This window comes from Pseudomonas eucalypticola (genome assembly GCF_013374995.1).
GTDB lineage: Bacteria > Pseudomonadota > Gammaproteobacteria > Pseudomonadales > Pseudomonadaceae > Aquipseudomonas > Aquipseudomonas eucalypticola.
This window is the reverse complement of record NZ_CP056030.1, coordinates 3,639,685-3,662,791: the sequence shown is the minus strand read 5'-3', so window position 1 is coordinate 3,662,791 and position 23,107 is coordinate 3,639,685. Positions and strand designations below refer to the sequence as shown.

Below are 23,107 nucleotides of genomic sequence, written 5' to 3'. Positions count from 1 at the left end.
CCGCGCCTCACTGCTTGGCCAGGGTCTGGTGGATTTCAGCCACGTAGCCGCCCGGGAACTGCACCATGGCCGCCTTGCGCCCGTCGCTGGCGACGGGCGTGACCAGGACGGTGGCGCCGCTGCCGGTGGCTTTGTTCAGGGTGGCATCGAGGTCGGCGACTTCGTAGCCGGTGGTGTCCCGGCCATAGGGGAACGGCAGGTGGCCGTCGGTGACCAGCACGGTCATGCGGCCGAAGTCCGAGCGGATGCGCACCCGTTCGTAGGTACCGGTGTCGCGGCCGATTTCCACGCCTGGGGCGTGCTTGTCGTCGCTGAGCACCGTGCCGTGGGAGAAGGTGGTGAAGGCCTTGATGAACGCGGGCGCCCGATCGGCCGAGACATAAACGCGGTTTTCCGGCACGCGTTCGAAGGCGGTGTAGTGGGGCGCGGTGGTGTGCCAATACAGCTGCATATTGACGCCACCCGGCCATTGCACCACCGCGTCGCGGCCGATGGGGTCGGGGAAGGGGGCAACGATCACGTCGGCACCGGCCTTGCGCGCCTGCTCGATCGCCTGGTCCATGTCCTTGACCAGGTAGCCATTGCGCTCAGCGCCGAACGGGTAGGGAATGGGGGTCTTGAAGCCGAACAGGGAAAGGGTCCCGGAGGGCGTCTGCAGCAGTTGCGAGGTGGTGCTGCTGGGCGTCGGGGTGACGTCGGCGACGACCTGGGCGGTGCTGGTGCCACCGAAGGTGGCGAGGAAGCTGTGCACGAACGGGTCGACATCGGCGGGGGCCACGTAGACGTGGCTGGTGTCGTACTGCGGGCCTACCGCGGGACCGGTGGCGGCCAGGGCCGACAAAGGCGTGGCCAGGGACAAGATCAACAGGGTGTGACGCATGACACTCTCCATGACGGGAAACGGACAGCGTCAGGGTGAGGTCAAGGGCAGATGAATAATTGCATGGCTGTGCTTTTGTGTCGAAGACACCGCGCCGACACACATACACCTATCTTGTGGGATCGGGCGAAGCTCGGGAAGCACGCACCGCGAGGCGTCAGAATGCCCGCGTTGCCTGCTTCCCGAGCTTGCGCCCGGTCCCACAGGAAGGGGGTGTCAGCGGATCAACGGCACGCCGCTCAGTTCCTGCAAGGCTTCGAAGGTAATGTCTGCAACGATTTCACGCACCTTCAGGCCGTCGCTTGTGACGTCCAGAATGGCCAGGTCGGTGTAGATGCGGCTCACGCAGGCAATGCCGGTCAGCGGGTAGGTGCACTCGGGCACCAGCTTGCTTTCGCCGGTCTTGGTCAGGTGGTCCATCATCACGAACACCTGGCGCGCGCCAGTGGCCAGGTCCATGGCGCCGCCCACGGCCGGGATCGAGCCTTCGGCACCGGTGTGCCAGTTGGCCAGGTCGCCCTTGACCGACACCTGGAAGGCACCCAGCACGGCGATGTCGATGTGGCCGCCGCGCATCATCGAAAACGAGTCGGCGTGGTGGAAAAACGCGCCACCGGTCAGCAGGGTCACGTGCTGCTTGCCGGCGTTGATCAGGTCGTCGTCTTCTTCGCCCTCGGCCGGGCTCGGGCCCATGCCCAGCACGCCGTTCTCGGAGTGCAGGAACACTTCCTTGTCGCCCAGGTAGTTGGCCACCAGGGTCGGCACGCCGATGCCCAGGTTGACGTAGGAGCCTTCGGCAATGTCTTCGGCCACGCGTTGGGCCATTTCGTTACGCGAGAGTTTTTTCATGGCAGTCATGGCGGGCCTCAAACAGCTTTGGCGGAAGGGTAGGTCGGCACGGCAACCACGCGCTGGACAAAGATGCCCGGGGTGATGATGTGCTCAGGGTCCAGTTCGCCCAGCTCGACGATCTCGTTCACTTGCGCGATGGCGGTCTTGGCGGCCATGGCCATGATCGGGCCGAAGTTGCGCGCGGCCTTGCGGTACACCAGGTTGCCCCAGCGGTCGCCCTTGTAGGCCTTGATCAGCGCGATGTCGGCGTGCAGCGGCATTTCCAGCACGTAGTTGCGGCCGTCGATCACACGGGTTTCCTTGCCTTCGGCCAGCAGGGTGCCGAAACCGGTGGGCGAGAAGAACGCGCCGATGCCCGAACCGGCGGCGCGGATGCGCTCGGCCAGGTTGCCTTGGGGCACTACTTCCAGCTCTACCTTGCCAGCGCGGTACAGCTCGTCGAATACATAAGAGTCGGACTGGCGCGGGAAGGAACAGATCACTTTGCGCACGCTGCCGGCCTTGAGCAGCGCGGCCAGGCCCACGTCGCCGTTGCCGGCGTTGTTGCTGATGATGGTCAGCTCGCGTGCGCCGGAGGCGATCACGCCGTCCACCAGCTCCGAAGGCATGCCGGCCGTGCCGAAACCACCCACCATGATGGTAGAGCCGTCGGCAATCCCTTCCACCGCGGCAGCGATGGACTCAAATGTTTTATTGATCAAAGCGAGCTCCTGGTTTTTCCTGGAGTGTGAGTGAATCAAGGCACGGGCCATGCGGTGGCCACGTTTGCTTGCTTGTTATTAGCGTAGCCAACCCGGGTTGGCGGTGACGCCAGCCACCTTGTGAAAGGTATTTGTCGTCCTGGCTATAGCCTGCCGCAAATCGGGCGCGGGGGAGAGTGGCAAATGGTGAATTGGTGCGATTACCGGACGGTTGTGCGATATCTGGAGGTCGCCGGGTCGCTTGGCAGTGGACCCGGCCTCGTCGGCGCCGCATGGGACTGGGCTACAGGCGCGGCCCGGTCCGTTGCACTCAGGTTGCGCGGCTGGCGGCCAGCAGGGTGTCCAGGCGTTCCTGGTGGGTGTCGGGAACATACACCTGGCCGCTGGCGCGGGTGATGGCCGTGTACAGCAACGCCAGTTTGCGCGACAAGGCCGTAGCGCCACGCAGGTCCGAAAAGTAGTACAGGTCTTCGGAAATGGCCAGGCTCGACAGCTCGAAGTTCTTGGCCGTGAACACCGTGGCCAGCAGTGGCCGGCCTGGGGCGCCCCCGGCGAACTCCGCCAGGGTAGCGCCCTGGTACAGGCCCGACACGCCAATGCGTGTGCCCACGCGTTCCAGCCACTGTTCCACCCGCACGAAGGCCTCGTTCCAGCCCATCACCGCGCGCAGCTGCTCCCAGGTCCGGTAGCGGGCGATGGCCCCGTGGCGCGGTGGCTGGTCGCCTTTGTACAGCCCCAGGCAGCCGTCCAGGAACGACTCGAATTCGCCGTTCCAATCGATCACCGCTGCCCCCTGGTCGGTCTCGCGGCTGCGCACCAGCCAGTCGAACAGCCCCCATTCATCCGCCACCAGCATCACCGCCGGCTGGTCCGGGAACTGCTGGGGCGGGTAGTGGCGCACCACGGTTTCCCGGGCTTTGTCCGCGACGAAGGGCAGGGCGCTGGCGCCGGGAAAAGCGGCGATCAGCGGGTTGACGTAATCCATCAACTGCGGCCCGCACCGCAGCGACAGCGACATTTCACTGTGGCGGATGGTGGCGGCGTGGGAAACCGACCAGCCCTGCAGGTTCTGGAAGCGGTCCCCCAGGGTGATGACCGTTTGGGGTGACTGGTCGAGGAATTCGACCATGGGCGCGGTGAGGTCATGGCCCTCGTCGATGATCACGGTCTTGATCTGCTCGGAGAGGCGGTGCCCGGCGAGCACCATCTGCTTGACCCGGTGGTAGCCACGCACGGGTAGCGGCTGTTGCTCGGGGTCGGGGCGGGTCATCCTGAACCACAGTTGCTGGGCGGCCAGGGCCAGCAACTGCTGGTGGGCAGCACTCAGCCAGGGGAGCTGGTCCTGGGGAATGTGCCGGGTGGTGATCTGGCGGTCGTTGCTGGCGCAGAATTTCGCCACCACCCGCCAGCACAGGGCCGCTACCTGAGGGGGTTTGCGATTGCCGATGTCACCCAGCCCTGCCAGCTCGGCAATGGCCGCATAGGACACCGAGCGCGCCGCGGCGGCGTTGAGTTGCGCCTGAAGGTGTTTGTCGCCGCCGGCCAGGAAACGCTCGGCCAGTTGCTTGAAGGTAGACGTCCATACCCGGTTGCCGAAACGCGCGCGGATGGTTTCCAGTTTCAGTTCGGTGTCGGCCAGAAACAGGCATTTGCCCTGGGGCATCAACGCCAGCACCTCGCCCAGCACGAAGGTCTTGCCGGTACCGGCATGGGCCTGAGCCTCGATGGAGTCCTCACGGTTTTCGCGGATGGTCTGCACCAGGCGCAACTGGTGGTCGCTGAGGCGAATCACCAGGCCGCCGGGGCGCTGGTGGTCGTGCTGCAGGGCACCGCCGGCCTGCCAGTGGCGCTCGGGAAAACCGAAGTCCCAACGGCCATCGGCGTGCAGGAACGGCCGCAACGCGACGGTGGCGCTGTCCAGCAAACCGATGTTCAGCGCCTTGGCCTGGGCCAGCCCGGCGGCCAGTGCCGTGGGGTCGAACGCCTTGACCAGCGTCGCGCTCAGCGTCTGGGCCGGGAAGTTCAGCAGGTTGGCGAACTGGCGCTGCATCTCCAGGGGTTTGCGCACGGCGAGCTTGGGCAGTTGCAGCACGAAGAGCAGGGCAGCCGTGGCGTGTGCGGGCAGGCTGGCGGGCTCGAGCGGGGAGCCATCTGCCAGGTGTTCGCAGAACTCATCAGCCAGGGGCAGGTACCAGTGGGGTCGGGTCATGGGGCAGGGTCGGGCCGTATTCGGTGGGCAATGATCGCACACTGGGAAAAAGCACGCGGGTGCTAAATTGTTTCGCGTTGCTGTGCTTCACTATGAGCCCGCCGCTACCCGAGCCGAAGGAGCCCGCCCGATGAACCGCAACGACTTGCGCCATGTCGACATGAACCTGCTGGTGCTCTTCGAAGCGCTGATGTTCGAACGCAACCTGACCCGGGTGGCCGAAAAACACTTCATCGGCCAGCCCGCCGTCAGCGCGGCCCTGGGCCGCCTGCGCGATCTGTTCGACGACCCGCTGCTGATCCGCAATGGCCGCACCATGGAACCGACGCTGCGCGCGCTGGCGATCCTGGAAGAACTGCGCCCGGCGCTGGACACCATTTCCGGCGCGGTCAGCCGGGCCAAGGACTTCGACCCCGGCACCAGCTGCGCCACGTTCCGTATCGGCCTGTCGGATGACGCCGAATTCGGCCTGTTCCCACCGCTGCTGGCGCAACTGCGCCAGGAGGCCCCGGGTGTCATCATCGTGGTGCGCCGCGCCAATTACCTGTTGCTGCCGGCCATGCTGGCCAGTGGCGAAATTTCCGTGGGGGTCAGCTACACCACCGACCTGCCGGCCAACGCCAAGCGGCGCAAACTGCGCGACATTGGCTGCAAGGTACTGCGCGGCGACCGTGAACCCGGTGCCCTGACCCTGGATGACTATTGTGACAGGCCCCACGCCATGGTGTCGTTTTCCGGCGACCTGAGCGGCAACATCGACCTGGACCTGGCCAAGGTCGGTCGCACCCGCCGGGTGGTACTGGGGGTGCCGCAGTTCCATGGCCTGCGAGCGCTGCTCAAGGGCAGCGACCTGATCGCCACCGTACCGGACTATGCCGCCTGCGCATTGATCGAGGACGGCGCATTGCGTGCCGATGAGCCGCCATTCCCCATCGTGCCGGCGGAGCTGTCGATGGTCTGGAGCGGGGTGCATGACAATGACCCGGCGGAACGGTGGTTGCGGGCGCATATCAGCCGGGCGATGGGAGGGTAGGAGCATTGCGCTTGAGGGGCCTGGCCTGGGGCTTCTGGCGCGCCGTGCAACCCATCCCGCAACCCACCGCACACCCATCCCAAACACAGCACGTCCATCCAATCCTCCGGCCCGCCTTCCGGGCATGATCGTTTCCCACCATCTGCCGCCCACCCAACCAGGAGCCGCAATGAACGCCGAACTGATCCTCTTCAATGGCAAGTTCCACACCGTCGACCGCCAGAACCCCACCGCCAGCGCCGTGGCCATTCGTGACGGTCGCTTCGTGGCCGTGGGCAGCGATGCCCAGGCCATGGCCTTTCGCGGCGACGCCACGCGGCTGATAGACCTCAAGGGCCGGACCCTGATTCCGGGCCTCAATGACTCGCACCTGCACTTGATCCGCGGTGGCCTGAACTACAACCTGGAGCTGCGCTGGGAAGGCGTGCCGTCGGTGGCCGACGCCTTGCGCATGCTCAAAGACCAGGCCGACCGCACGCCGTCGCCCCAGTGGGTGCGCGTGGTGGGCGGCTGGAACGAATTCCAGTTCGCCGAAAAGCGCATGCCCACCCTGCAGGAACTGAACCAGGCGGCGCCCGACACGCCGGTGTTCGTGCTGCACCTGTACGACCGCGCCTTGCTCAACCGCGCGGCGCTGCGGGTGGTGGGGTATACCCGCGACACGCCGAACCCGCCCGGTGGCGAGATTCAGCGCGATGCCAATGGCGATCCCACCGGCATGCTGATCGCCCGGCCCAACGCCATGATCCTCTATGCCACCCTGGCCAAGGGGCCCAAGTTGCCGCTGGAATACCAGGTCAACTCGACCCGGCAGTTCATGCGTGAACTCAACCGCCTGGGCCTGACCAGCGTCATCGATGCTGGCGGCGGCTTTCAGAACTATCCCGACGACTATGAAGTGATCAACGAGCTGGCGGCCAAGCAGCAGTTGACCGTGCGTATCGCCTATAACCTGTTCACCCAGAAGCCCAAGGAAGAATTGGCCGACTTCAAGCACTGGACCTCCAGCGTCACCCTGCACCAGGGTGACGATTACCTGCGCCACAATGGCGCCGGCGAAATGCTGGTGTTCTCTGCCGCCGATTTCGAAGACTTTCTGGAACCGCGCCCCGACCTGCCGCAGACCATGGAACAGGAACTGGAACCGGTGGTGCGCCACCTGGTAGAGCAGCGTTGGCCGTTCCGCCTGCATGCCACCTACGACGAGTCCATCTCGCGCATGCTCGATGTGTTCGAGAAGGTCAACCGTGACATTCCGTTCAACAACCTGCCGTGGTTTTTCGACCACGCCGAGACCATCAGCCCGCAGAACATCGAGCGGGTGCGCGCCCTGAATGGCGGTATCGCGGTGCAGGATCGCATGGCCTTCCAGGGTGAATACTTTGTCGACCGATACGGCGCCAAGGCCGCCGAGGCCACCCCGCCGATCAAGCGCATGTTGGCCGAGGGCGTACCGGTGGGCGCCGGCACCGACGCCACGCGGGTGTCCAGCTACAATCCATGGACCTCGTTGTACTGGATGGTCAGCGGCCGCACCGTTGGCGGCCTGGCCTTGCACCCCGAGGGCCTGTCGCGGGACGTCGCCCTGGAACTGTTCACCCACGGCAGCGCCTGGTTCTCGTCGGAGCAGGGCAACAAGGGCCAGATCAAGATCGGCCAACTGGCGGATGTGGTGGCGCTTTCGGCGGACTACTTCAGCGTCGAGGAAGAAGCCATCAAGTGGCTGGAGTCGGTGTTGACCGTGGTCGGCGGCCAGGTGGTGCACGCCGCCGCCGAGTTTTCCGACCTGGCGCCGCCCAGCCTGCCGGTGGTACCGGAATGGTCGCCGGTGGCCAAGGTGCCGGGCCATTGGCGGCCCCAGGCGCCCCTGGCGCAACAGGTTCACCACTGCAGCGGCCCGTGTGCCGTGCATTCCCACAGCCATGAACGGGCGCGCCACAGCAGCGCGCCGGTCAGCGACTTCCAGGGTTTCTGGGGAGCGTTCGGCTGTTCGTGCTTCTCGTTTTAACCCACCCAAGTCCCATTCGATCGCAGGAGTCCGCAATGAGCAACGCACCCGTCTACAACCGCTTGAACAAAGACGACGCCGTGGTACTGCTGGTTGACCACCAGACCGGCCTGATCTCGCTGGTACAGGATTTCTCGCCCAACGAGTTCAAGAACAACGTGCTGGCCCTGGCCGATTGCGCCAAGTTCTTCAACCTGCCGACCATTCTCACCACCAGCTTCGAGAAAGGCCCCAACGGCCCGCTGGTGCCAGAACTCAAGGAAATGTTCCCCGACGCGCCGTACATTCCACGTCCCGGCCAGATCAATGCCTGGGACAACGCCGACTTCGTCCAGGCGATCAAGGCCACCGGCCGCAAGCAACTGATCATCGCCGGTGTGGTGACCGACGTGTGCGTGGCATTCCCGACCTTGTCGGCGCTGGCCGAAGGCTTTGACGTGTTCGTGGTCACCGATGCCTCGGGGACCTTCAACGAGACCGTGCAACAAGCGGCCTGGGCGCGCATGACCGCCGCCGGCGCCCAGCTGATGAACTGGTTCGCCGTGGCCTGCGAACTGCACCGCGACTGGCGCAACGACATCGAAGGCCTGGGCAACCTGCTGTCCCAGCGCCTGCCCAACTACCGCAACCTGATGAACAGCTACGTGGCGTTGACCAATAGCCACTGATTCCCGGGCTGCTTAGCGCCTGTGGGACCGGGCGAAGTTCGGGAAACGATCGCCGCGTCATTGCCAAGGTGCGCGGTGTTCTTTTCCCGAGCGTCGCCCGGTCCCACAGGCGGCGCATGCGATGCAAACGCTTGCCATTCCTGCCGGACAGGGTACTGTCGCCAGCAGGAAACCCGGCAAGGCCCTGGACATGAAACACGTTGCGATCATGCTGTACCCCGATTTTCTCCTGCTGGACATGGCCGGCCCTGTGGAAGTGTTTTCCATCGCCAACCGCTACCTGGCGCCCTGCCAGCATTACCAGATTTCCACGTACGCCAGCCCCCAGCGCAGCGTGCGCGCCTCCAGCGGTATCACGGTGCTGGCCGACCACGGCATTGAAGACGCCAGCGGCGCCATCGACTTGCTGCTGGTACCCGGTGGCCCCGGCGCCTACAACCAGCAGCATGCCGCCCTGGTGACGTGGTTGCAGGCCGCGGCCCAGCGGGTGCAACACTACGGCTCGATCTGCACGGGTGCGTTCATCCTCGGCCATGCCGGCCTGCTGGACGACCACCGTGTCACCACTCACTGGCATTACACCGAACGGTTGACCAAGGCGTTCCCCAAGGCGCTGGTGGGAACCGAAGATATCTACATTCACGACCGCAAGCTGATTTCCTCGGGCGGTGTCACCGCAGGCATCGACCTGGCGTTGTCGGTGGTGGCCCAGGACCATGGCCGCAAAGTGGCATTGGACGTGGCCAAGGTGCTGCTGGTGATCATGCGGCGCCAGGGCGACCAGGCCCAGTTCAGCCCGCTGGTGGCGGAAGTGGCGGCCCAGGATTCGCCGGTCACGCGTGTGCAGCATTTTGTCCTGGAGAACCTGGAGCAGCCGTTGACCATCGAACGGCTGGCCGAGGTGGCCGCCATGAGCCCCCGCCACCTGAGCCGGGTATTCACCCGCGACGTACAGATGACCCCCATGGCGTTCATTCAGAACGCCCGTATCGATCGCGCCCGCCACCTGCTGGAAAGCACCGAGCTACCGCTCAAGACGGTCGCCTTCAAAAGCGGGTTTGGCAGTGTGCGGCATATGCGCCTGCTGTTCAGTGAGCGGCTGGGGCGGACGCCGGCGCAGTACCGCGAACAATTCAATTAGGCCGCCATGGCCGGATTGGACACTCCCTTGGCCGTTCCGGGCCCCGCATTGTGCTCCGCCGGATACAAATGTTTGTCAAGATAGGTGAGGTAGGACATCTGACAGGCAGGGCGAACCATGAGCGACATGGGGGTAATGGAAGAAATCGCGCATGCGCTGCGCAACAGCATGAGCCCTGGCGACCGCCTGGCCAGCTGGACCTTTCGCTGGGCCGTGCAAGGCGGCCAGGTGGTGTGCACCCAGTGCCAGGCGTACCAGTCGGCCACGCAGCCGTGCGCGGCTTTCGTGCATCGCCCAGGCTGTTGTGCCCGGCGCGACGAGTACCCCTGGCGAGAACTGGCAGCGCTGCTGGGGCGTTTGCCGGGTCATTGAACGTATCGTGTCGGGCACGCCAGTACCCGGCTCCAGGCGAGTGCGACTAAGGGTTACCGGTCACGGCCTCACGCTTCGCGCCGTTCGGCGGCCTGGCGCTCGGCCTTCTCCTTGCGGCGGTTTTTCAGGTCCAGGTGAGCGCCCCAGGCCATGGCTACAACACCGATGAGCACGAGCAGAATGAGTTGGCTGGTTGGCATGAGGATCTCCCTGGGAAAAAGACCCCATTGAACCGGCCAGCTGGCAATAGGCCAATCAGTTCATCGTTTCATGATGTTTCAGACGGTTCCAGCACGTCACTCACGTGCCTCTATTGTTACCGCCTTGGCAACAGTGTTTCTTGCGCATTCGAATGACAACTTGTCGCAGGGGCGGCATTTTTTGGTATGATTACATCTAGTAACTAACTGATTAGTTAATTGCGTTCAGGGGGTCTGCCCGACATCCTGGCGTGTCTTCTTGTCGGCGAGTGGCCTGCGGCGTTGCGCGCCTTCGTCGATAAGAGGGGTGATAAACGGCAACGAAAGCCGTGACCTTTACTATTCTGAAAACTTCCCCACAACGTTCATGCGTCAGTAGGATCATGCACAATATGACTAACAACACACATTCGGCGTCCGTCGCCCGTTGGCCCATGTGGCTGGCCGGCCTCGGCACGCTGGTTTTTGCCTTGCTGTACACCGGCCTAGGTGGTTACCTGGCGTCCCTGGGCGGCAGCTGGTACTTCGTACTGGCTGGCCTGGGCATGCTGGTTTCCTCCGTACTGCTGTTCAAACAACGTCTGGCCGGTGCCTGGCTGTTCGCCTTGGTCATGATTCTGTCGGTGATCTGGTCCGTGGCCGATGCTGGCCTGGTCTTCTGGCCGCAGGTTTCGCGCCTGTTCGCCCTGGGCGTGCTGAGCCTGGTGGTGGCGCTGGTCTACCCGACCCTGCGCAAGGCCAATGGCCTGGTGCCTGGCAACGGCGGTTACGCCCTGGCCGTGCTGCTGGCGATTGCCGTGGCCGGTGGCGCCTATGGCATGTTCATCCCGCATGACACCGTTTCCCCGACTGGCGACGGCCCGGGCCTGACCAAGGTCGACCCTGCCCACGCCCAGAAAGACTGGAAACACTACGGTAACGACGAAGGGGGCAGCCGCTTCGCCGCCCTGGACCAGATCAACCGTGGCAACGTTTCCAAGCTGACCCCGGCCTGGACCTACCACACCGGTGATGTGGCCATCAGCGACGGCAACGGCGCGGAAGACCAAGACACCCCGCTGCAGGTTGGCGACAAGGTGTTCATCTGCACCCCGCACAACAACATCATCGCCCTGGACGCCGACACCGGCAAAGAGCTGTGGAAGCGTGACGTGCACGCCCAGAGCAAGGTCTGGCAGCGTTGCCGTGGCCTGGCGTACTTCGACGCCACCACGCCGGTCGCCGCACCTACCGACGGCAGCACCCCGGCCGCCGCGGTCTCGGTCGCCCCTGGCGCCATGTGCCAGCGTCGCCTGCTGACCAACACCATCGACGCGCGCCTGATTGCCGTTGACGCCGACACTGGCGAATACTGCAAGGACTTCGGCAACAACGGTCAGATCGACCTGAAAGCCGGCCTGGGCAACGTACCTGACTCCTACTACCAACTGTCCTCGGCACCGCTGATGGCCGGTACCACCGTAGTGGTCGGCGGCCGCGTGGCCGACAACGTCCAGACCGACATGCCGGGCGGCGTGATCCGTGGTTTCGACGTGGTGACCGGCGCCATGCGCTGGGCCTTCGACCCGGGCAACCCTGAAGACAAGAAAGCCCCTGCCGACGGCAGCACCTATGTGCGCAGTACGCCGAACAGTTGGGCGCCGATGTCCTACGACCCAAGCATGAACACCGTGTTCCTGCCGATGGGCAGCTCGTCCACCGACATCTACGGTGTAGAGCGCACCGCCCTGAACCACAAGTACGGTGCCTCGGTACTGGCCTTGAACGCTACCACCGGTGAAGAGAAGTGGGTCTACCAGACCGTCCACAACGACCTGTGGGACTTCGACCTGCCGATGCAGCCAACCCTGACTGACTTCGCCAAGCCTGACGGCACCAAGGTTCCGGCCATGGTGATCGGCACCAAGGCCGGCCAGATCTACGTGCTGGACCGCCACACTGGCCAGCCGCTGACCAAGGTTGAAGAAGTACCGGTCAAGAAGTCCGACATCCCGAACGAACCGTACTCCCCGACTCAGCCGAAATCGGTCGGCATGCCGCAGATCGGCGCGCAGACCCTGACTGAATCGGACATGTGGGGTGCCACGCCGTTCGACCAGATGCTGTGCCGTATCCAGTTCAAGAAAATGCGCTACGACGGCCTGTACACCGCGCCAGGTACCGACATTTCCCTGAGCTTCCCAGGTTCCCTGGGCGGCATGAACTGGGGCAGCCTGTCGACCGACCCGGTCCATGGTTTCATCTTCGTCAACGACATGCGTCTGGGCCTGTGGAGCCAGATGGTGCCGCAGCAGAAAGATGCCAAAGCCTCGTCGGGCGGTGAAGCCCTGAACACCGGCATGGGTGCTGTACCGCTCAAGGGCACCCCATACGCCGTGAACAAGAACCGCTTCCTGTCGGTAGCCGGCATTCCTTGCCAGGCGCCACCGTTCGGTACGCTGACGGCCATCGACATGAAGACCCAGAAGATCGCCTGGCAGGTGCCGGTCGGTACCGTGAAGGACACCGGTCCAATGGGTATCAAGATGGGTCTGTCGATGCCGATCGGCATGCCGACCCTGGGCGGTACCTTGTCCACCCAAGGCGGCCTGGTGTTCATCGCCGGTACGCAGGACTACTACCTGCGCGCCTACAACTCGGCAACTGGCGAAGAAGCCTGGAAAGCCCGTCTGCCCGTCGGCAGCCAGGGTGGCCCGATGACCTTCGTCTCGCCGAAGACCGGCAAGCAGTACGTGGTCATCACCGCTGGCGGTGCTCGCCAGTCGCCTGACCGTGGCGACTACGTGATCGCTTACGCGCTGCCTGACAGCAAGTAAGACGCTCGCCTGAAAACCCGCTGTCGCCCTCTGGGTGGCAGCGGGTTTTTTTATGGGTCTTCGAAGTCCCGGGCAAGCCCGGTCCCACATCCATTTCCGCCCAGTTATGCCAGTGAGATCACCTGGTCCGCTCTGTTTGCTCACTATAGATCTGCAGTGGCGCGATAATTTCCCAGTAATCCGCGAAGCACCTTTTTATTGTCCGCTGCGCGCATGCAATGGGACGCACTGTCCCACCAGGGGGCGAAGACACTGGCGGTCACAGCGGGTACCATTTCCTTTTTTTTGCATGCCCGAGGCACACCCATGAGCAGCCGCACCGTCGCCGCGACCTACCCGGCCTACCGTGATGACATCGCCGACCTGGTGACCCGTCGCCCCGTGCCAGGCCCAGGCCTGGAGCAGGTCGACCCGTTCCTGTTCCTCAACCACCACGGCCCGCAGGTGTACGCGCCGAACAACCATGGCCTGCCGTTCGGCCCGCACCCGCACCGCGGCTTCGAGACGGTGACCTTCATCCTCACCGGCAACCTGGCCCATTACGACACCGGCGGCCACGAAAGTGTGATCGAGGCCGGTGGCGTGCAGTGGATGACCGCCGGTTCAGGCCTGATCCACGCCGAGGTGTCGCCACCGAGCTTCAAGCAGCGCGGCGGCCCGCTGGAGATTCTGCAACTGTGGGTCAACCTGCCATCGCGCTTGAAAATGACCGCGCCGCGCTACAGCGGCGTGCAGGCCGATGGCATCCCGGCCATTCCCCTGGCCGAGGGCAAGGCGCTGCTCAACCTGATCGCGGGTGAGTTCCAGGGCAGTGCGGGGCCGATTCATTCGCTCACTGGCGTGTTCATGAGCACCGTCACCCTGCAGGCCGGCGCGCAGGTGTCATTGCCCGCGCCCAGGGGCCGCAGTGTGTTCCTCTACGTGGTCAGCGGCCAGGTCAGCGTCGGCGGCACGGCGGTCAAGCCGTGGCACCTGGTGACCGTGAACGATGACGGCGACACCCTGGCGATCGGCGCCAGCAGCGACGCCGTGCTGCTGTTCGGCCATGCCGACCCCATTGATGAGCCGGTCGTCGCCCACGGGCCGTTCGTGATGAACACGCGTGGGGAAATCGAGCAGGCCATTCGCGATTACCAGGCCGGCAAGTTCAATGGCGATGGCAAGTTGCTGGAAGTCGGCGCTTGACGTTTCCCGACGGCGCGGCCGCCGAGGTCCATGACCACGCCGAGGCCATGGCAGACATGTTCTGCGCCTACCTGAACGCCCTCAACCCACCACAAGGATCCGTGCATGAACCCTGCTGAAACCGTTGTCAGCTTCACCCAGACCGCGCCGGTGCTGCGCATTTTCGATGTGGCCAAGGCGCGGGAGTTCTACCTGGACTTTCTTGGCTTCCAGGTCGACTGGGAGCACCGCTTCGGCGACGACTTTCCCCTGTACCTGCAGGTTTCCCGTGCCGGGCTGACCTTGCACTTGAGTGAACACCATGGCGATGCCAGCCCGGGTGCCACTGTATTCGTGACCATGAGCGGGGTCGAGGCGTTGCACCGGGAGTTGCAGGCCCACTCGTACCGCTACCTCAAGCCCGGCATCGAAGCCCTGGACTGGGGGCGGCAGATGACCCTGACCGACCCGTTCGGCAACCGCCTGCGGCTGTGCGAGCCCAACGCGCTCTAGGTACAGGGTTATTGCAGCAGTGTGACTGGCGCGGCGCGGGCCGCTCAGATCGACAGCTGCAGCACCCGGTCCTGCTGGATGGTTTCCCCGGGCCGGCGCTTGTTCACCGCCAGTTCGCCGATCTTGATCAACCGCGTGCGGGTGACGTTGCGGGTCAACCCCAGCAGGTTGGCGGTGTGCACCTGGTTGTAGTGGCTGAACTTGTAGGCCGCGCGCAGCAGTGCGTCCTCGACCTTTTCGTGCAGGGCGCCGGCCTGTTCGCCGAAGAGTTTCTGGAAGGCGCGTTCCAGCAGCGCTTCGGCCGAATCGTCGGTGGCCGGGTTATCGTCGGCCCGTTCGATGCGCATGTGCGACAGACGCAGGTCTTCGGGTTCGATCACGCCGTTACGGCAGATCAGCAACGTGTGGTGGATGACGTTTTCCAGTTCGCGGATGTTGCCCGGCCACTGGTAGCTGCGCAGTTTGTGCTCCGCCGCCGCGCTCAGGGTCACGGCGCCGTAGCCCAGGCGCTGACTGTAGGCGTCGATGAAGTGCCGGGTCAGCGGCAGGATATCGCCGGGCCGGTCGCGCAGCGGGCTCAGGTCGAGGCTGACCACGTCCAGCCGGTAGTACAGGTCTTCGCGAAAATGCCCGGCGTTGATGGCCCGCTCCAGTTGCACGTTGGTGGCGGCCAGCACCCGCACGTCGATGGGGATGGACTTGCGTGACCCCAGGCGCACCACTTCCCGTTCCTGCAACACCCGCAGCAGCTTGACCTGAATGGCCATGGGCAGGTCGCCAATCTCGTCCAGGAACAACGTGCCGCCGTTGGCTTCCTCGAACCAGCCGGCCTTGGCGCTGAGGGCGCCCGTGAAGGCGCCCTTTTCATGGCCGAACAGCTCGGCTTCCACCAGCGACTCGGAGAACGCCCCGCAGTTGACCGCCACGAACGGGCGGTTGCGGCGCCCGCTGAGGTTGTGGATGTGGCGGGCGACCAGTTCCTTGCCGGTGCCGGTTTCACCGATGATCAACACGCTGGCTTCGCTGGGGGCTATCTGTTCCAGGTGGGCCAGCAGCGCCTTGGACTTGGGGTCTTCGAACACCTGGGCGGTGGCGCGGATCGAGGTGGCAAGGGCGGGCGAGGGCGGCAAGGTCAGTAGCTGCATGGGCGGTCTCTAGGAGTAGAAAGTGGGAATCGGCAGCGTCTGGTTCAACGCCCAGTCGCCGAGTTCATGAAGCTTGTAATCGATAGGGTCGTGCAGGCTCTGGGTGCGCAGGTTGCGCCAGTAGCGGTCCAGGCGCAGCGAGGCGTGGGTGGCGCGCGCGCCCGTGGCCTCGAACAAACGGCTGCATATCTCCAGGCCATGGCGGCTGGCAGCGACCTTGGCGGTGGCGATGGCCACGGCCACCTGCCCGCGCTCCTCGGCGGTCAGCGCCGGGCCCCGGGCCCAGGCTTCGTCGAGCAGGCGGGTGGCACGTTCCACCAGCAGGCGCACCGACTCCAGGGCGACCCAGAATTCGCCATAGTGGGCCAGCACGTACGGGTCCAGGCGGGCCTCCTGGCTGCCGGACTTGAACCAGGGGCGCGTCTCATGAAGGGTGTAGTGGCGTGCTTCCTCCAGCGCGCCTTCGGTCAGGCCCAGGAACATGTGAGTGAACGTCAGCTGGGCGATCAGTGGCCGCAGGCAGGCGAAGGGCGTGCTCAAGGGGCCGGGGTCGAGGAGCAATTCCGATTGCTCCACGCGCACCCGCTCGAAGCTGGCGCTGCCGCTGTCGGTCTGGCGCTGGCCGAAGTTGTCCCAGTCATCGTGCAGGGTGATGCCACTGCGGTTGGTGGGGATGGCGGCGATCAGCAGCTTGCCGCCCGCGTTTTCATCCACCGCCGAGGCGATCAGCATCTGCGAGTCGGCGGCGCCGGAACAGAAGCTTTTCTTGCCGGAAAATTCGCACCAGCCGTTGAAGTGGCGGGTCACGGTGCGGGTGTCCAAGGGGTTGAGGGCATTGCCCCAGAACCATTGCTGGCGTGCGGTCTGCTCGAACCACGGCTGCCATTGTTCGGGCTTGGCGAACAGGCGCACGGTGGCCAGCATCAAGTGGTGAAAGCCGAACACGTGGGCGATGGAGCTGTCGACCCGCGCCAGTTCGCGCACTACCCCCAGGGTGTCCTGCCAGGTGCCCCCATGGCCGCCGAATGCCTTGGGGATGCTCAGGGCCAACAGGCCGCTGCGGCGCAGGGCGTCGCGCTCGGCCTTCGGCGTGCCGCCGCGCTGGTCACGCTCTACGGCGGTTTCGGCGAAATCGGCGGCCAGGGCGCGGGCAATGTCCAGCGCTGAAGACGATGGGCTCATGAGGCCGCCTTGGTGCTGGGCAGCACGTCATTGGCGATCATTTCGCCGAACGGCCCGGTCAGGTTGGTGATGCCGCGCCCCGCGAGGCTGGCGTAGGGCTCCGGCAACAGCGGGAACACCAGCTCGGCGAAGCGGTAGGCTTCTTCCAGGTGCGGGTACCCGGAGAAAATGAAACTCTCGATGCCCAGGTCCGCATATTCCTTGATGCGCGCCGCCACCTCGGTGGGGTTGCCCACCAGCGCGGTGCCGGCGCCGCCGCGCACCAGGCCGACGCCGGCCCACAGGTTGGGAGCGATTTCCAGCTGGTCGCGGCGCCCACCGTGCAGGGCGGCCATGCGCCGCTGCCCTTCGGAATCGAAGCGGGCAAAGGACTGCTGGGCGGCGGCGATGGTGTCGTCGCTGATGTGTTCGATCAGTCGGTTCGCCGCCTCCCAGGCCTCTTCGCTGGTAGGGCGCACGATCACATGCAGGCGGATGCCGAAGCGCACCTGGCGGCCATGGCGCGCGGCGCGTTCGCGAATGTCGGCCAGCTTGGCGGCGACGGCGGCAGGCGGTTCGCCCCAGGTCAGGTACACGTCCACCTGCTCGGCGGCCAGGGCGTGGGCGGCCTCGGAGGAACCGCCGAAATACAGCGGTGGGTAGGGCTTCTGTACCGGTGGGTACAGGGCCTTGGCGTTCTGCACGTGCAGGTGCTTGCCTTCGAAGTCCACGGCTTCCCCTTGCAACACGCGGCGCCAGATGTGCAGGAATTCGTCGGTGACTTCGTAGCGTTCGGCGTGGCTGAGGAAGCTGCCGTCGCCGCGGTTTTCATCGGGATCGCCGCCGGTGACCACGTTGATCAGCAGGCGGCCATTGGACAGCCGGTCGAGGGTGGCGGCCATGCGCGCCGACACCGTGGGCGAGATGATGCCTGGGCGAATCGCGACCAGGTAGCGCAGGCGCTCGGTCAATGGCACCAGCGCCGAGGCGATCACCCAGGAGTCCTCGCACGAGCGCCCGGTAGGGATCAGCACGCCGTGGTAGCCCAGGTCGTCGGCCGCCTGGGCCACCTGCTTCAGGTAGTTGAGGGTGACCGGGCGGGCGCCCTGGGCGGTGCCCAGGAAATGCCCGTCACCGTGGGTGGGCAGAAACCAGAAAACGTCCATGTGAACTCCTCAGGCGATCTTGCGCAGGTGGGTGGCCAGGGCGCCGAACAGCGGCGCAGCGCGCTCGGCCGCCAGGCGAATGCGCGCGTGCAGCAGCTCGCTGGTGATCTGGTAGTGGGCGAAATCCGCCTCGGTGGCGTACACGCCGATGGGCAGGGTCAGGGCCTGGAAAAAGCTGAACAGCGGGCGCAACTGGTGGTCCAGCACCAGGGCATGGCGCTCGCTGCCCCCGGTGGCAGCCAGCAGCACGGGCGTGTCGATCAGGGCATTGAGGTCTACCAGGTCGAACAGGTGCTTGAGCAGGCCAGGGTAGGAACCGCGGTAGACCGGGGCGGCCACGATCAGCAGGTCGGCGTTTTCAATGGCCTTGAGGCTGGCTTCGACCTCGGGGCTGGCTTCCTGCCGCGACAGCGATGCGCCCAGCGGGCGGGCAATGTCGGTCAGTTCGATGACCTGGGGGGTGATGGGCAGCAACGCGCCCAGCTCCGCCAGGATAGCCTGGGTCAGCACCAGGGTGCGGGAAGGGCGGTAAGTGCCCCCGGAGACAGCGACAACGTTCAGCGGGCGAGACATGGCAAATCCTCAACAGTGGCTCGATGGACAGTGGAGGGTCCTGAGCAAGCACCGTACCAATCCCTGGAAGCCCCGCCGTACCGAGCTTTCAGCCTGATGATTGAGGGCGGCAGCTGTCGCTGTGGCCAGGGTCTGTGGAATGGCTGTTGCTGTAGCAACAGTGTCCTGGGCAACAGTGGGCGGCGCGGCTGTGTCTGTTATAGAGAATCGGGCTTATGTCGTAAAAGAACAAAAATACATGCCATTAGATCATTTATGAAATGCTGCGTCTGAAGGGTCAGCGATACACCTTGTGTGATCCGTCCTACCGATACCCACTATCAAGAGGGATGATTTATTGCATGCCCCCTCCACCCCTTAACCTTTATTCATCGAATCACTCCCCAGAGCACCCACGGTGCAGGAGGCCCCTGATGAACAAAGCAATCGCCCTGGCGCTGTTGATCGCCACCGCAACACTCGCCGGCTGTGCCACCAGCCACCCCGAAGACCGCCCCTACAGTGCTGAAGAACAGCATGAACTGGCCCTCGAAGCCCTCAGCCGCCGCGGTCTGTCGTTTGACGAATACCAGCGCGAACACGCCCGTATCGAGCGCGCCCAGGTTCGCGAAGTCGTCGGCCAGCAGGCCAGCGGTATCAAGGCACCCGGCGAGGGCGCCTGAAGGTCAGGAATAGCGTGGTGAATGGTGCGGGTAGTTGTCCAGCCGTTCGCGAATCACCATCTCGCTGACCCACTGGGTCAGGATCGCACTGTAGGCTTTCTGATTGGCATCGGTGGACAGCGCATGGTCGGCACCGTCGACGATGCGGTGAGTCATGGAATGGGCGTTGACGAACGCCGAGCGGTAACTCATCAAGGTGGTATGGGGCACATAGTCGTCCTGTTCCGACTCCACCAGTAGCACATCCCCTTCGAATTCCGCACACGCCGCCAGGGCGCGGTTGTCCGCGGGCCCCAGGTGCTCGCGACGGTACTGTTGCAAGCCCGCCCGGTCCAGGGCGAATTTCGGCACGTTCCATTCATTGTCCCAGTACAGCGCCGGCACCCGCAGGGCCAGCCAACGTACCGGGCGCAGGCGGGTGAGAATGGCGGCCAGGTAACCGCCGTAGCTGCTGCCGATCACGGTGATGGCTGCAGGGTCTACCGCAGGGTGCCGGGCCAGCAGGTCATAGGCGGCGAGCAGGTCGTCGAGGTTCTGCTCACGGGTGACGCTCTGGCGCTGGCTTTCGGTTTTTTCATGGCCGCGCAGGTCGAAGGTCATGCACACGCACCCCAGCCCCGTGATGTTCTTGGCCCGCGCCAGGTCGCGCTGCTGGCTGCCTCCCCAGCCGTGGACGAAAAGAATGCCGGGCACTCGGCTACCGGGGGTTAGCAATGTTCCGGCGATGGTTTCGCCGCCTACCAGGATGTCGATGGCCTCGCTACGGATGCTCATAGTCGCAGATCCTTGCATATTTGCTCAGGCGCCCCAGTTCACTGTCGTCGCCCTGGTAAAACAGGGTGGCGTCAGCGGGAATGGGGCTGTTATCGAAAACTTCGTGGGTCGAGGCTTGCACGCAATCCAGCGCCGGGTCGGCGGCGAAGGCCTGCAGGGCGAGTACTTCGGCGCTGCTGGCGCCACCGACGCGCCAGGACTGCTCCAGCACGCCGCTACGCACCTGGCCCTGATGATCAAGGCCGCGGGCCACGTCGTAGTTGCGCCGCGAGGCGATGAAGCCGGGAAGGGCGGCCCAGGCTGCCTGCTCATAGCGGCGAGCCTGGGTCACGGCAAGGCGGGTGTCATCGTCCAGCTCAAGGGCCAGCAGCCGGTCGTAGCCACCGCGCACCACCACCAGTTGCGAACCGCCGTATACCAGTTCCCCTCGGTGGTCCTCGGTCAATTGCTGGGTGCCGTGGTAGGAGGCCACCAGGCCCGCGATCTGTACCTGGCCGACGCTGTAGGTGCGCACCTCGGTCAGGTTCTGTTCCAGCACCAAGCCCCACACCTTGATCTCGTCCTCGTCCAGATGCGCGAGCACCAACTCCAGCTCCTGGCTGTCGCGGATGATGGTCTGGCCGCGCCCGGCGGTGGCGCGCACGGGCTTGAGCCGCAAGGGCGCGTCCTTCAGCAGCAAGGCCGCGGCTTGGCGGGCATCGGCCAGGCTGAACACGGTGTAGCCATCGAGCAATGCGTCACCCGCCTGTTCAGCAAAGGCGTCGGACCAGCCCGCGGGACAACTTCCGCCCGGGACGCGAGGGTGCGAGATGGCTTTGGTGGCCATGAATGGCTGGCTCACCAACCCACCGAAAAAATCGTCGATGGACTGGATGCCATAGCGCTGGCCGCAAGCGGCGGGGTCGATCAGGGTAGTCGCGGGCAGGTAATAGAGCGCCTGTCCCGCCGTGGCGTGGCGTTCGTCGTCCTGGACGAAGCGCGTGCCCAGCAAGGCGGCAATGCGCACCGCCAGGGCTTGCTGGACCACCCGCTCATGCTCGGGGGTAGGCGTGGTACCAGGCAACAGGACAACACCGGACTTGCTGGGCGAGTGTGGCATGGGCGCCTCCCGTGGCGCGGGGTTGAACAGCCTTATGAAATCGACCCCCTTTCGTGCAGAAGATTCGGGATTTTTATGCCGTGCGCCGATCGAGTGTCGGGCCAGGCCGCGGCAGGTCTACTGCAGGTTGACGTACAGGCCACCATCGACCAGCAACGAGGCGCCCGTCACGTACCGCGCCATGTCCGAGGCCAGGAACACCACCGGGCCGGCGATGTCATCCGGTTCGCCCAGCCGCCCCAGCGGCGTGCGCTGGGTCATGTAGGCCAGTTTTTCCGGGTCGGCCAGGTCGTCCTTGTTGATGTCGGTGGCGATGGTGCCCGGCAGCACCGAGTTGCAGCGGATACCGTACGGCCCCAGCGCGATGGCGCAGGATTGCATCAGAGAATGCAGGCCCGCCTTGGTGGGCGTGTAATGGGTTTGCATCCCGCCACCCACCAGCGCGCTGATGGAACTGATGGCGATGATCGCGCCGCCACGGCCCTGGTCTTTCATCTGGTTGGCAGCGGCCTGTACGGCGAAATAGGCGCCGTTGAGGTTGGTGTTGACGGTCTTCAGGTACGTCTCGCGGGGCATGTCCAGGAACGAATGGAACGGGCAGATGCCGGCATTGTTGACGAACACGTCGACACTGCCGAACGCTTCCAGCGCGCCGGCCACCAGTTTGCCACCGGTGTCGGGGTCGGCGGCATCGCCAGGCACGTCGATGGCGTGGCCACCGAACCCGCGGATGTCCTCGATCAACGCGGCGGCGGCCTGGTTGCCCTGGGCACTGCCGCTATGGCCGATGACTACGCGGCCCCCTTGGCGGGCACATTCGCGGGCCACGGCGCGGCCGATGCCGCGGGAAGCACCCGTGATGATGACTGTCTTGTCTTTGAGCAGCATTTCATTTCTCCTCAGCTTAGGTAATTGCCGTAGCCCACCAGGGTAATGGCCGCCAGGATCACCAGGATCCCTGCCAGCAACAGGCCCTTGGTCGCCTTGCTGGTGCCTTGCCACTCCTTGAAGTACAGGCCCCAGGCGTTGGACACGATAATGATGAATGACATGTGCAGCACCCAACTGCTGGCGTCGTTGTGCAGGCGGCTTTCGCCCATGCCGTAGAAAAAGAACTGCAGGAACCACAGGGTGCCCGCGCACGCCACCAGCAGGTAGTTGGCCAGCAGCGGGGTGCTGCGGTCACGGTAGTTGTGGAAGGTCTTGTTGCGCCAGTTCAACCACAGGCACCACAGGCCGTTGGTGGTCAGGCCGCCCCACATGATCACCATGAAGGTCACGTTGTTCTGGAACAGGCTGTTGGCACCGTGCTCCACGGCCGCCGCTGCCAGCGGCCGGCCGGCGGTGATGCCATAGCTGAAGCTGGCGCTGAGCACGCCGCTGATCACCGCTACCAGCAGGCCCTTGCCCAGGGCGAATTCGCTGACGCTCTGGAATTTGGTGCTGTCGGGCACTTCGCGCTCCTTGATGAACCCGGCACGTCCGCACAACGCGATGCCGACCAGCGAGACCGCCACGCCGATCAGCACGCACTGCCCGCCCAGGTTGGTGCACATGGCGCTGAGGGTGCCGGTGCTGTCATCGGTGAACAGGTCGCGGTACAGCGGCGGCATCAGCGCGCCCAGGGCCGAGGTCAGGCCCATGATCAGCGACATGCCCAGGGACAGCCCCAGGTAGCGCATGGTCAGGCCGAATGTCAGGCCGCCGATGCCCCACAGCACGCCGAACAGGTACGTCCAGGCCAGTGTGGACGGGGCGGCCTGGCGCAGGATGTCGGCCCAGCCGGGCACGGTCAGTTGCGCGGCGATCAGGGGCACGATCAGCCAGGACACCAGGCCGCCGGTGATCCAGTAGCTTTCCCAGGCCCAGCCGCGGACTTTCTTGTAGGGGATGTAGAAACTGCCGGAGGCGAAGCCACCGATGAAGTGCAGCAGCACCCCGAGGATGATGATGTCCAAAGCATGATTCCC

23 protein-coding genes are annotated in these 23,107 nt (G+C 64.9%); 10 read left to right on the top strand and 13 right to left on the bottom strand.

Annotation, left to right across the window (positions count from 1 at the left end; translation table 11 throughout):
• Positions 1-7: 7 nt before the first annotated feature.
• The 4 genes from HWQ56_RS16255 to HWQ56_RS16240 all read right to left on the bottom strand — a co-directional run bounded on the left by HWQ56_RS16255 (position 8) and on the right by HWQ56_RS16240 (position 4,642).
• Entirely contained in the window at positions 8-880 is an 873-nt protein-coding gene (locus HWQ56_RS16255) for a glyoxalase (protein WP_176571152.1), read from the bottom strand.
• A 216-nt stretch (positions 881-1,096) separates the two neighbouring features.
• On the bottom strand, positions 1,097-1,738 hold the full coding sequence (locus HWQ56_RS16250) for a 3-oxoacid CoA-transferase subunit B (protein ID WP_158156786.1): 642 nt from the start codon (positions 1,736-1,738) through the stop codon (positions 1,097-1,099).
• A gap of 8 nt (positions 1,739-1,746) precedes the next feature.
• Positions 1,747-2,433 (bottom strand): 3-oxoacid CoA-transferase subunit A, encoded by a 687-nt coding sequence (locus tag HWQ56_RS16245; RefSeq protein WP_158156784.1) that lies wholly within the window; start codon positions 2,431-2,433, stop codon positions 1,747-1,749.
• A 310-nt stretch (positions 2,434-2,743) separates the two neighbouring features.
• The gene (locus HWQ56_RS16240) at positions 2,744-4,642 is read right to left on the bottom strand and encodes a hypothetical protein (protein ID WP_176571151.1); all 1,899 of its coding nucleotides are present in this window, start codon (positions 4,640-4,642) and stop codon (positions 2,744-2,746) included.
• A gap of 130 nt (positions 4,643-4,772) precedes the next feature.
• On the opposite strand from HWQ56_RS16240, the gene HWQ56_RS16235 reads away from it, so the two are divergent.
• From HWQ56_RS16235 to HWQ56_RS16215, 5 genes are all read left to right on the top strand, one after another.
• Entirely contained in the window at positions 4,773-5,675 is a 903-nt protein-coding gene (locus tag HWQ56_RS16235) for a LysR family transcriptional regulator (RefSeq protein ID WP_158156780.1), read from the top strand.
• Between the two features lie 169 nt (positions 5,676-5,844).
• Positions 5,845-7,683: an amidohydrolase gene (locus HWQ56_RS16230; RefSeq protein ID WP_158156777.1), complete on the top strand. Its 1,839-nt coding sequence runs from the start codon at positions 5,845-5,847 to the stop codon at positions 7,681-7,683.
• Positions 7,684-7,718: 35 nt separating this feature from the next.
• On the top strand, positions 7,719-8,351 hold the full coding sequence (gene ycaC, locus HWQ56_RS16225) for an isochorismate family cysteine hydrolase YcaC (protein ID WP_158156775.1): 633 nt from the start codon (positions 7,719-7,721) through the stop codon (positions 8,349-8,351).
• A 190-nt stretch (positions 8,352-8,541) separates the two neighbouring features.
• Complete coding sequence (locus HWQ56_RS16220; protein ID WP_176571150.1) at positions 8,542-9,492, top strand: GlxA family transcriptional regulator; 951 nt, start codon at positions 8,542-8,544, stop codon at positions 9,490-9,492.
• Positions 9,493-9,609: 117 nt separating this feature from the next.
• Positions 9,610-9,864 (top strand): hypothetical protein, encoded by a 255-nt coding sequence (locus HWQ56_RS16215; RefSeq protein WP_176571149.1) that lies wholly within the window; start codon positions 9,610-9,612, stop codon positions 9,862-9,864.
• A gap of 68 nt (positions 9,865-9,932) precedes the next feature.
• Here HWQ56_RS16215 and HWQ56_RS29275 read toward each other — a convergent pair whose 3' ends face one another.
• Positions 9,933-10,064 (bottom strand): hypothetical protein, encoded by a 132-nt coding sequence (locus tag HWQ56_RS29275; protein WP_267903683.1) that lies wholly within the window; start codon positions 10,062-10,064, stop codon positions 9,933-9,935.
• 392 nt (positions 10,065-10,456) lie between these two features.
• Here HWQ56_RS29275 and HWQ56_RS16210 point away from each other — a divergent pair, with 392 nt between their 5' ends.
• From HWQ56_RS16210 to HWQ56_RS16200, 4 genes are all read left to right on the top strand, one after another.
• On the top strand, positions 10,457-12,880 hold the full coding sequence (locus HWQ56_RS16210; protein WP_176571148.1) for a glucose/quinate/shikimate family membrane-bound PQQ-dependent dehydrogenase: 2,424 nt from the start codon (positions 10,457-10,459) through the stop codon (positions 12,878-12,880).
• 306 nt (positions 12,881-13,186) lie between these two features.
• On the top strand, positions 13,187-14,065 hold the full coding sequence (locus tag HWQ56_RS16205) for a pirin family protein (RefSeq protein ID WP_176571147.1): 879 nt from the start codon (positions 13,187-13,189) through the stop codon (positions 14,063-14,065).
• On the top strand, positions 14,062-14,184 hold the full coding sequence (locus HWQ56_RS29270) for a hypothetical protein (protein WP_280634412.1): 123 nt from the start codon (positions 14,062-14,064) through the stop codon (positions 14,182-14,184). The genes HWQ56_RS16205 and HWQ56_RS29270 overlap by 4 nt, the downstream gene beginning before the upstream one ends.
• The gene (locus tag HWQ56_RS16200; protein ID WP_158158642.1) at positions 14,171-14,557 is read left to right on the top strand and encodes a glyoxalase superfamily protein; all 387 of its coding nucleotides are present in this window, start codon (positions 14,171-14,173) and stop codon (positions 14,555-14,557) included. Before HWQ56_RS29270 ends, HWQ56_RS16200 begins: the two co-directional genes overlap by 14 nt.
• Positions 14,558-14,601: 44 nt before the next feature.
• On the opposite strand, the gene HWQ56_RS16195 is transcribed toward HWQ56_RS16200, so the two are convergent.
• The 4 genes from HWQ56_RS16195 to msuE are packed head-to-tail and all read right to left on the bottom strand — an operon-like array spanning position 14,602 to position 18,602.
• Positions 14,602-15,702: a sigma-54 interaction domain-containing protein gene (locus HWQ56_RS16195; protein WP_158158641.1), complete on the bottom strand. Its 1,101-nt coding sequence runs from the start codon at positions 15,700-15,702 to the stop codon at positions 14,602-14,604.
• 9 nt (positions 15,703-15,711) lie between these two features.
• Positions 15,712-16,884 (bottom strand): acyl-CoA dehydrogenase family protein, encoded by a 1,173-nt coding sequence (locus HWQ56_RS16190; RefSeq protein ID WP_158158640.1) that lies wholly within the window; start codon positions 16,882-16,884, stop codon positions 15,712-15,714.
• Entirely contained in the window at positions 16,881-18,029 is a 1,149-nt protein-coding gene (ssuD, locus tag HWQ56_RS16185) for an FMNH2-dependent alkanesulfonate monooxygenase (protein WP_158158639.1), read from the bottom strand. The genes HWQ56_RS16190 and ssuD overlap by 4 nt, the downstream gene beginning before the upstream one ends.
• A 9-nt stretch (positions 18,030-18,038) precedes the next feature.
• Positions 18,039-18,602, bottom strand: coding sequence for an FMN reductase (msuE, locus tag HWQ56_RS16180; RefSeq protein ID WP_158158638.1), 564 nt, complete (start codon positions 18,600-18,602; stop codon positions 18,039-18,041).
• 413 nt (positions 18,603-19,015) lie between these two features.
• On the opposite strand from msuE, the gene HWQ56_RS16175 reads away from it, so the two are divergent.
• Positions 19,016-19,264 carry a hypothetical protein gene (locus HWQ56_RS16175; protein WP_158157644.1) on the top strand — a complete coding sequence of 83 codons (249 nt, stop codon included), beginning with the start codon at positions 19,016-19,018 and terminating at the stop codon, positions 19,262-19,264.
• 3 nt (positions 19,265-19,267) lie between these two features.
• Here the strand turns inward: HWQ56_RS16175 and HWQ56_RS16170 are convergent, their stop codons facing one another.
• The 4 genes from HWQ56_RS16170 to rhaT form a co-directional block, all read right to left on the bottom strand.
• Positions 19,268-20,038: an alpha/beta hydrolase family protein gene (locus HWQ56_RS16170; RefSeq protein ID WP_158157643.1), complete on the bottom strand. Its 771-nt coding sequence runs from the start codon at positions 20,036-20,038 to the stop codon at positions 19,268-19,270.
• Complete coding sequence (locus HWQ56_RS16165) at positions 20,025-21,137, bottom strand: DUF3182 family protein (protein ID WP_176571146.1); 1,113 nt, start codon at positions 21,135-21,137, stop codon at positions 20,025-20,027. The genes HWQ56_RS16170 and HWQ56_RS16165 overlap by 14 nt, the downstream gene beginning before the upstream one ends.
• A gap of 117 nt (positions 21,138-21,254) precedes the next feature.
• Positions 21,255-22,025, bottom strand: a complete 771-nt coding sequence (gene lra1 / locus HWQ56_RS16160; protein ID WP_176571145.1) for an L-rhamnose 1-dehydrogenase Lra1 — start codon at positions 22,023-22,025, stop codon at positions 21,255-21,257.
• A gap of 11 nt (positions 22,026-22,036) precedes the next feature.
• Complete coding sequence (rhaT, locus tag HWQ56_RS16155; protein WP_176571144.1) at positions 22,037-23,095, bottom strand: L-rhamnose/proton symporter RhaT; 1,059 nt, start codon at positions 23,093-23,095, stop codon at positions 22,037-22,039.
• Between the last annotated feature and the right edge of the window lie 12 nt (positions 23,096-23,107).

What these genes read in the sequence shown, in the direction of transcription:
- HWQ56_RS16175 (WP_158157644.1), top strand. Translation starts at nt 19,016, where the DNA reads ATGAACAAAGCAATCGCCCTGGCGCTGTTGATCGCCACCGCAACACTC.
- HWQ56_RS16255 (WP_176571152.1), bottom strand. Translation starts at nt 880, where the DNA reads ATGCGTCACACCCTGTTGATCTTGTCCCTGGCCACGCCTTTGTCGGCC.
- ssuD (WP_158158639.1), bottom strand. Translation starts at nt 18,029, where the DNA reads ATGGACGTTTTCTGGTTTCTGCCCACCCACGGTGACGGGCATTTCCTG.
- HWQ56_RS16165 (WP_176571146.1), bottom strand. Translation starts at nt 21,137, where the DNA reads ATGCCACACTCGCCCAGCAAGTCCGGTGTTGTCCTGTTGCCTGGTACC.
- HWQ56_RS16190 (WP_158158640.1), bottom strand. Translation starts at nt 16,884, where the DNA reads ATGAGCCCATCGTCTTCAGCGCTGGACATTGCCCGCGCCCTGGCCGCC.
- HWQ56_RS16250 (WP_158156786.1), bottom strand. Translation starts at nt 1,738, where the DNA reads ATGACTGCCATGAAAAAACTCTCGCGTAACGAAATGGCCCAACGCGTG.
- HWQ56_RS29275 (WP_267903683.1), bottom strand. Translation starts at nt 10,064, where the DNA reads ATGCCAACCAGCCAACTCATTCTGCTCGTGCTCATCGGTGTTGTAGCC.
- ycaC (WP_158156775.1), top strand. Translation starts at nt 7,719, where the DNA reads ATGAGCAACGCACCCGTCTACAACCGCTTGAACAAAGACGACGCCGTG.
- lra1 (WP_176571145.1), bottom strand. Translation starts at nt 22,025, where the DNA reads ATGCTGCTCAAAGACAAGACAGTCATCATCACGGGTGCTTCCCGCGGC.
- HWQ56_RS16210 (WP_176571148.1), top strand. Translation starts at nt 10,457, where the DNA reads ATGACTAACAACACACATTCGGCGTCCGTCGCCCGTTGGCCCATGTGG.
- HWQ56_RS16230 (WP_158156777.1), top strand. Translation starts at nt 5,845, where the DNA reads ATGAACGCCGAACTGATCCTCTTCAATGGCAAGTTCCACACCGTCGAC.
- HWQ56_RS16195 (WP_158158641.1), bottom strand. Translation starts at nt 15,702, where the DNA reads ATGCAGCTACTGACCTTGCCGCCCTCGCCCGCCCTTGCCACCTCGATC.
- HWQ56_RS16170 (WP_158157643.1), bottom strand. Translation starts at nt 20,038, where the DNA reads ATGAGCATCCGTAGCGAGGCCATCGACATCCTGGTAGGCGGCGAAACC.
- msuE (WP_158158638.1), bottom strand. Translation starts at nt 18,602, where the DNA reads ATGTCTCGCCCGCTGAACGTTGTCGCTGTCTCCGGGGGCACTTACCGC.
- HWQ56_RS16205 (WP_176571147.1), top strand. Translation starts at nt 13,187, where the DNA reads ATGAGCAGCCGCACCGTCGCCGCGACCTACCCGGCCTACCGTGATGAC.
- HWQ56_RS16200 (WP_158158642.1), top strand. Translation starts at nt 14,171, where the DNA reads ATGAACCCTGCTGAAACCGTTGTCAGCTTCACCCAGACCGCGCCGGTG.
- HWQ56_RS16235 (WP_158156780.1), top strand. Translation starts at nt 4,773, where the DNA reads ATGAACCGCAACGACTTGCGCCATGTCGACATGAACCTGCTGGTGCTC.
- HWQ56_RS16215 (WP_176571149.1), top strand. Translation starts at nt 9,610, where the DNA reads ATGAGCGACATGGGGGTAATGGAAGAAATCGCGCATGCGCTGCGCAAC.
- HWQ56_RS16240 (WP_176571151.1), bottom strand. Translation starts at nt 4,642, where the DNA reads ATGACCCGACCCCACTGGTACCTGCCCCTGGCTGATGAGTTCTGCGAA.
- HWQ56_RS16220 (WP_176571150.1), top strand. Translation starts at nt 8,542, where the DNA reads ATGAAACACGTTGCGATCATGCTGTACCCCGATTTTCTCCTGCTGGAC.